This is a genomic window from Sulfuricaulis sp., assembly GCF_049587675.1.
Lineage (GTDB): Bacteria > Pseudomonadota > Gammaproteobacteria > Acidiferrobacterales > Sulfurifustaceae > Sulfuricaulis.
Genome location: NZ_JBAVEJ010000146.1, coordinates 1 through 9,420 on the forward strand (window position 1 = coordinate 1; position 9,420 = coordinate 9,420).

The following is a 9,420-nucleotide window of genomic DNA, read 5'->3' on the forward strand; positions in this document are numbered from 1 at the left end:
CTTGGCACAATTCATTCGTGACCATGAACAGGTCACCTCTTCCGGTCTTGGCTACCCAGCGACGGGTGAACTCCGGCTGGTGGCAAACCTCTAATTCCCCGGTCACGGAAACCGCGCAACCGCTGGCGATATCCGCCGGAATCTCACGGTCGGCGAGCACCGGGTCGGACGTCTCGCCGGTGCCGGTCCAGATGAGGGCGGCGAAACCGGCGATCAGTGCGCTCAACAATGTCAGGGCTTTATTCATGGTTCTTTGCTTGTCTCTTGCATGAATAGAGGCATAATCCATGCCAGAATGGCGTACTCTGAAAAATCCATAACTTACAGCGGATTAGACCATGGCTGACGGGTGCATTGGGTGCCGGGATAGGCGCAGAATTTCACGACATTTGCCAGTGGCGTCACCTGGGGAAATCGCGTTCGGCCTGTCGACCGCGCTGCATTTGACATTCATCCCCCTGCTCCCTTAAATGGCAGCCCATGCGCGAACAAGCCCAGTGTCGGAATTTCAGCGTGAAATGAACGGTCCGATTCTGGTTGAAGTCAAAAATCTCACGCGCTTCTACGGCACGCTGCAGGCAGTCAAGGACGTCAGCTTTACGATCCGCAAGGGCGAAGTGCTCGGCTTCCTCGGCCCCAACGGTGCCGGCAAAACCACTACCATGCAGATCATCAGCGGCAATCTCGCGCCCTCGGGCGGGAGTGTGACCATCGCCGGCCACGATCTCCTCGACGATCCGCGCGCCGCCAAAAGCCAGATCGGTTACCTACCGGAACAACCGCCGCTCTACCGCGAACTCACGGTGGACGAATACCTTGATTACTGCGCGGCGCTGAACCGCCTCCCGCGCGCACAACGCCGCCGCGCGCGCGAGACCGCCAAGGAGCGCTGTGGCCTGCAGGACACCGGCCGCCGGCTCATTGGCAACCTGTCCAAGGGCTTTCAGCAACGCGTCGGCATCGCGCAGGCGATCATCCATCTGCCGCCGGTGGTGATTCTGGACGAACCCACGGTCGGGCTCGACCCGATCCAGATCCGCGAAATCCGCGCGCTCATCCGCGAACTTGGCCGGGAGCACGGCGTGATCCTGTCCACACATATCCTGCCCGAGGTGCAGACCACCTGCGACCACGTGCAGATCATCAACAAGGGCGAACTGGTGCTAAACGAGAGCATCGAGGGCCTTGAGCATCACATGAAATCCTCGTCTATCACCGTTGCCTTCCGTCATCCGCCTGCGATTGAAACACTGCAGCAACTAAAGGGTGTAACAACGGTGCAGGCGAAACAGGACGGACGCATGCACGTTTTCCATGAAACCGGACTCAACCCTACGGACGATATCCTGCGCATGGCAGTGGAAAAGAACTGGGGCTTGTATGAAATACGCCCCGGACGGCTTTCGCTCGAGCAGGTGTTTCTGGACTTGACCTCGGCCGCGGGCGAGGCCGTCACGACGGAATCGCCGGCAATCACGGATTCACTGGAGGGCCACGCGTGATATTCACCATCGGACTGCGTGAACTGAAGTCGCTGTTTCTCTCGCCGCTCGCGTGGTCCATCCTCGCCGTGGTGCAACTAATCCTCGCATACCTGTTCCTGGGCCGGATTGAGATCATCCAGATGTATCAGGCGCAACTCATGGCGATGGACGGCGCGCCCGGCGTGACCGAAATCATCCTGCCCGATCTGCTCGGCAATGCGGCGATCATTCTGCTGCTGGTGGTACCGTTACTGACCATGCGTCTTGTCGCCGAGGAGCGGCGCAATCGCACACTCTCGCTGCTTTTCAGCTCGCCGCTGTCGATGACCGAAATCGTGCTCGGAAAATACCTCGGCATCCTGCTGTTCCTGCTCGTGCTGCTGGTGCTGATCGCGCTCATGCCGCTGTCCCTGCTCGCCGGGGCCAGGCTGGATTTCGGCCTGCTGGCGGCCGGCTTCCTGGGGCTGGCGCTGCTGCTAGCTGGCTTCGCCGCCGTCGGGCTTTTCATGTCGACACTGACGCAATATACGACGGTGGCGGCCATCAGCACCTTCGGCGCCCTGCTGCTGTTCTGGATACTCGACTGGTCAGGCCAGGGATTTGCCGGCGGCAACTGGCTCGCGTATCTCTCGCTTTTCAATCATTACAAGCCGTTTCTCGACGGGATTTTCGACAGCGCGGACGCGGTCTACCACGTGTTGCTTATCACCACCTTTCTCGTACTCAGCATCCACCGCCTGGATGCCGACCGGCTCGGAGGATAACTATCTTATGTCAGGACGAACGAGCGAAGCGAAGTAGGGCTACCAGTCACATGTCAAGACGAACGAAGTAGGGCTACAGTTATGCGCCATACCTCACAGGCGAAATGGCAACTACGGCTCATGAACGTGAGCTTCGTGGTGCTGTTTCTGGTCGCCGTCGGACTGCTGCAGTGGCTGGCGCGCGAATACCACCTGCAGTTCGACTGGACCCAGGCGCGCCGCCATTCGCTCTCGCCGGCGAGCGTCGCGGTGATCGAGCGGCTCAAGGAACCGCTCAAGATCACCGCCTTTGCCAGCCCGCGTGGCGAAACCCGGCGCGTGATCCAGGACATGGTCTCGCGCTACCAGAAATACAAACCGGATATTCAAATCGAGTTCGTCAATCCGGATACCGCCCCGGAGCGGGTGCGCACGGCCGGCGTGCAATTCGACGGCGAATTGGTGCTCGAGTACGGCGACGCCAAGGAAAATATCCCGCCCGCGCAATTCAACGAGGAGAATTTCACCAATGCGCTCACCCGTCTGGGACATCGCGGCGAACGCTGGGTGGTGTTCCTGAGCGGTCACGGCGAGCGCAGCCCCGACCGGCAGGCGAACTTCGATCTCTCGACCTGGGCATCGCAACTGCACAAGCGCGGCTTCAAGACCAGGACGCTTTCGCTCGGCGAGCATCCGCAGATTCCGGGCAACACCACGGTGCTGGTGATCGCCGGTCCGCGCACGCACCTGCTGCCGGGCGAGGTCAAGGAAATTCAGAACCATCTCGACCGCGGCGGCAATCTTTTGTGGCTGCACGACCCGGGTCCGCTGTTCGGACTGGAGCCGCTCGCGGAATCGCTTGGTATCGAATTCCAGCCGGGCGTGATTGTGGACCCGGCCTCGGAGGCCATCACCGGCAATGCCGCGGCGATCGTGATCGCCAAATACGGCGCGCATCCGGTAGTGCGCAATTTCGCCGACAACACGCTTTTCCCCCAAGCCGGTGGCATCAGTCTGAGGGCGCCCGAGAGCTGGCAGGGATCGGTACTGATGGATACGCGCGCTTCCAGCTGGTCGGAAACCGGTGTACTCAACGGGCCAATCCAGTTCGACAAGGGCAAAGACATTCGCGGTCCACTCAATCTCGCAGTGGCACTGTCGCACCCGCTGGACAAGCGCGAGCAACGCGTCATCGTGTTCGGTGACGGGGACTTTGTGGCGAACAGCTACATTGCCAACGCCGGCAACCTCGATCTCGGCATGAGCCTCGTCAACTGGTTGTCGCAGGACGACGCTTACGTCAACATCCCGGTCAAGACCGCGCGTGACCGCACGCTCAATCTGTCGCGCGGCGTCCAGATCGCCATCGCCACCGGATTCCTCGTGGCTCTGCCGTTGTTCATGATCGGCAGCGGGGTGTTCATCTGGCTGCGCCGGCGCAAACGCTGAACGGAGGCATGGATGCCCGAAGCTGAAAAAAACGATAAATCTGAGACATCCGGCAAACAGGCTGTCTCCGGCCTCAAACGCCGCTGGCTGCTCAATGCCGGCTTGCTGGGATTTATCGCCGCGCTTGCCTGGATCATGGCACAGCGGATGGGCCAGGAAAAAGATATTCCAGGCCCGCCATTGACCGGCCTGTCGGCTGCGACCATGTCGCATGTGCGCATCGAACGCCCCGAACAGCCAGCCATCGCGATCGAGAAAACCGGCAATGAATGGAAACTCACCGCGCCGTTGCCGGCGCGCGCCAATCGTTTAAACGTCGAAACCCTGCTGCGCGTGCTGTCGGCTCCGGTTGAGACGCGCTTTCCAGCTGTTCCCGCGGAGCTCACCCAGTACGGCCTCGAGAAACCCTCGGCACGCGTGCGGCTGGAGAACGAGGAAATCGCCTTTGGCGCGCTGCATCCGCTCAAGAACCAGATTTACGTTCTGCACAACAACGAGGTGGCGCTGATCCCCAGTTATCATCTTTCTGCCGCGACTTATCCTTATACCAATTTTATCAACAGCCGTCTGTTCGAGGAGGACCGCAAGCTCACCTCGATCAGGCTGCCCGGCTTTATGCTCAGCCTGAAAGACGGCGTCTGGCGACGAAACCCGGTGGATAAGAACCTGACCTCGGACCGGATCAACGATTTTGCGTCGGAATGGCAGAACGCGAGCGCGCTGAGCGTGGACAAGTACTCCGGCAAGGAGTCGGTCGATCATATCGACATCGACAGCACACGCGACGGCAAGAACGAAAAACTGCCGTTGGGTATCCTCGCCTACAAACCAGATTTCATCCTCTACCGGCAGGATGAGAACCTGGAATATCATTTCACCGAAGAGACCGGCAAGCGCCTGCTGAACCTCTCCGGTAAAGAGTAAGGCGCGAGCGTCCGGCGTTTTCACCTGACGCCTGACAATAATTTTCGACTAAACCATGCCGGAACTTCCCGAAGTCGAAACCACCCGCCGCGGTATCGAGCCGCACGTGCTCGGCCGAACCGTCACGCGCCTCATCGTGCGCAACCCGCGACTGCGCTGGCGCGTTCCGGCAAAACTGGAAAAGGAATTGGCCGGACAAATCATCGAATCCGTCACGCGGCGCGGAAAATACCTGCTCCTTGCCACCGCCACGGGCACGGCGATTCTGCATCTCGGCATGTCCGGGAGTCTGCGCGTGGTCGCCCGCACGCTTCCGGCGGATAAATACGATCACGTGGACATTGTGCTCGACAGCGGCGACTGCCTGCGGCTGCGCGACCCACGCCGCTTCGGCGCGCTGCTGTGGACCCGCGACGATCCCCTGCGCCATAAACTTCTCAAGCATCTCGGACCGGAGCCGCTGGGGCCGGATTTCAGCGGCCAATACCTGTATAAGAAATTACACGGTCGCCAGCGCAACATTCGCGATTCCCTGCTCGACAGTCATCTCGTGGCCGGCATCGGCAATATTTATGCGAATGAAGCATTGTTCGCGGCGGGTATACGCCCCACGCGCCACGCCGGGAAAATCTCCCGGGCTGTATGTGACCGGCTGGCCAAGGCGATCCACGAAACACTGGAACGTGCATTGCGCGCCGGCGGCACTACGCTGCGCGACTTCCGCGATAGCCGGGGCCGACCCGGTTATTTCCAGCTTTCCCTCAATGTCTACGGCCGCGAAAACCAGCCCTGCCGGAGTTGCGGCACGCCCATCCGCGCCCGGCGCCTGGGTCAGCGGAGTGCTTTTTGCTGCCCAAAATGCCAGCGCTAAGCTAGACTTAAGGTATCGGCGGATGTAACTTATCGAAGCCGTTGATCGCACATGGATTTTGCTTCAGAGTCTCAAAAACAAGCAAAGAATTTTGTGCAAAAAGTTGGCTGACAGGGAGGAGTTTTCCTGAAGGGAAACTATATTTCATAAGAGATGCAACTCGCCGCGAAGAATCAGAACCTCGAGCAGTATTTCGAAGCCTACAGCGAATGGCGCACTACGCTCGCCTCGGGGGTCACCGAACTCAAATCCTGGCTGCAACAGCAGGAATTGAGCGACACCCAGGTCGACCAGCGCCTTGAACACGTGCTCTCGACGCTGCGCGACGACAAGCTGTACGTCGCCTTTGTCGCCGAGTTCTCGCGCGGCAAATCCGAACTGATCAACGCCATCTTCTTCGCCAACTTCGGGCAACGCATCCTGCCGTCAAGCGCCGGGCGCACTACCATGTGTCCGACTGAAGTCCAGTACGAGCCGGGAAGCAAGCCATCGCTGCGGCTGCTGCCGATCGAAACCCGCAAGAGCGGGACTACCATCACCGAGTTCCGCGGCTTCCCCGAGGAATGGCAGACCCTGCCGCTGGATACGCAGTCGCCGGACACCATGATCGAGATGCTGCAGCATATCACCGAGGTCAAGCACGTCGCGCGCGAGGAAGCCCAAACCATGGGATTCCACATCGCCGAGGAAGAATCTCAGAACGGCATGCGCATCGCCGAAGACGGCCTGGTGGAAATACCGAAGTGGCGCCACGCGATCATCAACATCCCGCATCCGTTGCTGGAGCAGGGACTGGTGATTCTCGACACCCCGGGCCTCAATGCCCTCGGTGCCGAGCCGGAACTGACGCTCAACATGCTGCCCTCCGCCCACGCGGTGCTGTTCATCCTCGCGGCGGACGCCGGCGTGACGAAATCGGACATCGACGTCTGGCACGACCATATCGGCGTGCGCAAGGACAGCCCGAACAAGGGCCGGCTCGTGGTGCTCAACAAGATCGACGGTCTGTGGGACGAGCTGCGCAACGCCGAAGAAGTTAACCGTGAGATCGAACGGCAGATCCGAGACACCGCGAAGCATCTTGCCATCCCCGAGCATAATATTTATCCGGTTTCGGCACAGAAGGCGTTGCTCGGAAAAGTAAGAAAGGACAGTAAGGTCCTCGAACGCTCCCGCATCCTGGCGCTGGAAGAGGCGCTGGGCAACGAGATCGTACCGGCCAAGCGTGAAATCGTGCGCGACAACATCAGCGGCGACATGGAAGACATCATCACGGCCATGCGCCTGATCATCACGCAACGCCTGAAAAACGCCTACGAACACATGGACGAACTCGGCGGCCTGTCCGGCAAGAACATGGACGTCATCGAACACATGATGAAGAAGGTCAAGGCGGACAAGGAAGTTTTCGAGAAAAGCCTGCAGCGTTTCCAGGCGACTCGCAGCATTTTCTCCCAGCAGACCAACGTGCTGTACACGCACCTGAACCTGAAAAACCTGGATTCGACCATTGCCCACACCAAGAAGGACATGGAAACGAGCATGACCACGGCGGGTCTGAAGACCTCCATGGATAACTTCTTCAAGCACGCTTACGCCACCATGGAAGAGGCCGCCAAGCAGGCCCAGGAAATCAAGGCGATGATGGAGGGCGTGTACAAGAAATTCCAGGAAGAGCACGGGCTCTCGGACATCAAGCCAAGCAGTTTTTCGGTCACGCGGTATTTGCGCGAGATCAAGCGGCTCCAGGACAAGCACGATCAGTACATGAAGGGCGTGTCGCTCGTTTTCACCGAGCAGCGGGTGCTCACGCGCAAATTCTTCGAGTCCTCCGTGGCCAAGATCCGCGCCATTTACAAGATGGCCAACCGCGACGCCGACAACTGGCTCAAGACCATCATGTCGCCGATGGAATCCCAGGTACGCGAGCATCAGGTGCAGCTGCGCCGGCGCCTGGAGTCCATCAAACGCATTCATCAGGCCAGCGACACGCTGGAGGAGCGCGTTAGCGAACTTGAACAGATCCGCGATGGCATCCGCGACCAGGAACGTAATCTGGAAAGCCGCGTCGAGGCGGTCCTGAAAGTCCTCAATTTCGACCAGGGCAAGTCCGCGGCCGCAAACAAATCGGCCTGATTCCCGCTCCAAACCCTCGCCACCCTCGGCTAGCCGCCGGTTTACTTCACCAAACCAAGACCCTCACCGCGCGGATCTGACGCCGCTTCCACGCGCCCGGTTTTCTTGTACCACGTTACCAGTTGCATATTGCCATATCCGCCGCGCACGGCTTCGAGCCGGTACCCGTGCTGCTCCAATGTCCGCGTCTCCGCATCGTCGAAGGCGCGTGGCTCGTGCGCCACGATATCGGGCAGATACTGGTGATGAAAACGCGGCAAGCTGACCCATTCCATGGGACCACCGTGCCCGTGCGCGAATTCAAGGGTTGCCAGCAACACCATGCTGATGATGCGGCTGCCGCCGGGCGTGCCTAGCACCACCACCGCGTCGTCATTCTCCAGAAACGTCGGGGTCATGCTGGACAGCGGCCGCTTGCCAGGTGCGACGGCATTGGCATCAGACCCCACAAGGCCGTAGTTATTGGGCACGTCCGGTTTGACCACGAAGTCATCCATTTCGTTGTTGAGCACGACACCGGTGCCGGGTGGCATGAAACCAGAACCGAAGGGCGTATTGAGACTCAAGGTTGCTGCCACGCGGTTGCCATCGCGATCAATCACGGAAAAGTGCGTGGTATTGGCGCCCTCGCCCGCGGACCTGGCGGGTTCCACGACAGGAGCCTTCTCCCGGACACGCATTTCCTGTCGAAGTTTCGCGGCATAGGCGGAATCGATCTGGCGCGGAACATCCACGCGCACGTAATCCGGGTCGCCGAGATAGCGCGCGCGGTCGCGATAGGCGAGTCGCATCGCCTCGATGATGGTTTCATCGCGCTGAACCTTGCCTATCGAGTCCAGATCGAATCCCTGCAAGATATTCAACGTTTCCATCAGGACAATACCGCCCGACGAAGGCAGCGGCGCCGAAGTGATGCGAACGCTACGATAAACTCCGCGCACCGGCTCGCGCTCGATCACGCGGTAGTCAGCCAGATCCTTCATGCTCCAGATGCCGCCGGCGGCACGCACACCGTCTACCAGACGTTTGGCGATATCGCCGCGGTAAAATCCATCACGGCCTTTGGCGGCAAGGCGCTCAAGAGTGCGCGCGAGTTCCGGTTGACGCAGCTTTTCTCCTGCGCCATAGATAAAGCCGTTGTGGAAAAAAACGCGCGCCGTTTCCGGAAAATGTTCCAGCCGGTCATGTTGGCGCAAGGTCATCTTGCCGTAGTGCAAAGTCACGGGAAATCCGTCGCGTGCAAGCCGGATGGCGGGTACGAGACTTTGCTTCAGCGCGAGCTTGCCGTATTTTTCCGCGAGGTATGTCAGTCCCGCGGGTGTGCCGGGAATGCCGGCTGCCAGCGCGCCGTCGATGGACCGGCCGGGAATGGGACGACCGTCGCGGTCGAGGTACATGTCCCGGGTCGCGGCTAGCGGCGCGCGCTCACGCGCATCGATCATGACCTCGAAGCCGTCACGCGCCCGATGCAGCAGAAAAAAACCGCCGCCGCCCAGGCCGGAATTGTAGGGCTCGACGACAGCCAGCGCAGCCGCCACGGCGACCGCCGCATCAAAGGCATTGCCGCCACGCGCGAGGATTTCGTGTCCGGCCTGCGTGGCCAGGGGATGCGCGCTGGCGATACCAGCGGCCGGTGGGCGCGGTTCTGCCGCCCAACTCGTGAGCGGCAGAACCGCGATCAGAAAAATCAGAATACGCAGTAGATGAAACATGTCGCGCAAATATTAAACTGAAAGACGAATAAATATTAGGAGTTTCGCTTTCGTTTTCGACTATGTCGAGCGGCCTTCGGCCGCGTGATTTGAATCTGGGA

Annotated in this window: 8 protein-coding genes; 6 read left to right on the forward strand and 2 right to left on the reverse strand. The window is 60.0% G+C overall.

The window, feature by feature from the left end:
- Nucleotides 1-247: hypothetical protein (locus WB402_RS07570; RefSeq protein ID WP_424206522.1), on the reverse strand; the 247-nt coding region annotated here is incomplete at its 3' end.
- A 271-nt stretch (nt 248-518) separates the two neighbouring features.
- On the opposite strand from WB402_RS07570, the gene WB402_RS07575 reads away from it, so the two are divergent.
- From WB402_RS07575 to WB402_RS07600, 6 genes are all read left to right on the forward strand, one after another.
- On the forward strand, nt 519-1,502 hold the full coding sequence (locus WB402_RS07575) for an ABC transporter ATP-binding protein (RefSeq protein WP_424206524.1): 984 nt from the start codon (nt 519-521) through the stop codon (nt 1,500-1,502).
- Nucleotides 1,499-2,248, forward strand: coding sequence for an ABC transporter permease subunit (locus tag WB402_RS07580; RefSeq protein ID WP_424206526.1), 750 nt, complete (start codon nt 1,499-1,501; stop codon nt 2,246-2,248). The genes WB402_RS07575 and WB402_RS07580 overlap by 4 nt, the downstream gene beginning before the upstream one ends.
- Before the next feature lie 81 nt (nt 2,249-2,329).
- A complete protein-coding gene (locus WB402_RS07585) occupies nt 2,330-3,676 on the forward strand; it encodes a GldG family protein (RefSeq protein WP_424206528.1) in 1,347 nt (448 codons plus the stop codon).
- A 12-nt stretch (nt 3,677-3,688) separates the two neighbouring features.
- Nucleotides 3,689-4,600 carry a DUF4340 domain-containing protein gene (locus WB402_RS07590; RefSeq protein WP_424206530.1) on the forward strand — a complete coding sequence of 304 codons (912 nt, stop codon included), beginning with the start codon at nt 3,689-3,691 and terminating at the stop codon, nt 4,598-4,600.
- Between the two features lie 55 nt (nt 4,601-4,655).
- Nucleotides 4,656-5,471 (forward strand): bifunctional DNA-formamidopyrimidine glycosylase/DNA-(apurinic or apyrimidinic site) lyase, encoded by an 816-nt coding sequence (mutM, locus tag WB402_RS07595; protein WP_424206532.1) that lies wholly within the window; start codon nt 4,656-4,658, stop codon nt 5,469-5,471.
- Between the two features lie 153 nt (nt 5,472-5,624).
- Nucleotides 5,625-7,607, forward strand: coding sequence for a dynamin family protein (locus tag WB402_RS07600; protein ID WP_424206534.1), 1,983 nt, complete (start codon nt 5,625-5,627; stop codon nt 7,605-7,607).
- 41 nt (nt 7,608-7,648) lie between these two features.
- Here the strand turns inward: WB402_RS07600 and ggt are convergent, their stop codons facing one another.
- On the reverse strand, nt 7,649-9,319 hold the full coding sequence (ggt, locus tag WB402_RS07605) for a gamma-glutamyltransferase (protein ID WP_424206536.1): 1,671 nt from the start codon (nt 9,317-9,319) through the stop codon (nt 7,649-7,651).
- Between the last annotated feature and the right edge of the window lie 101 nt (nt 9,320-9,420).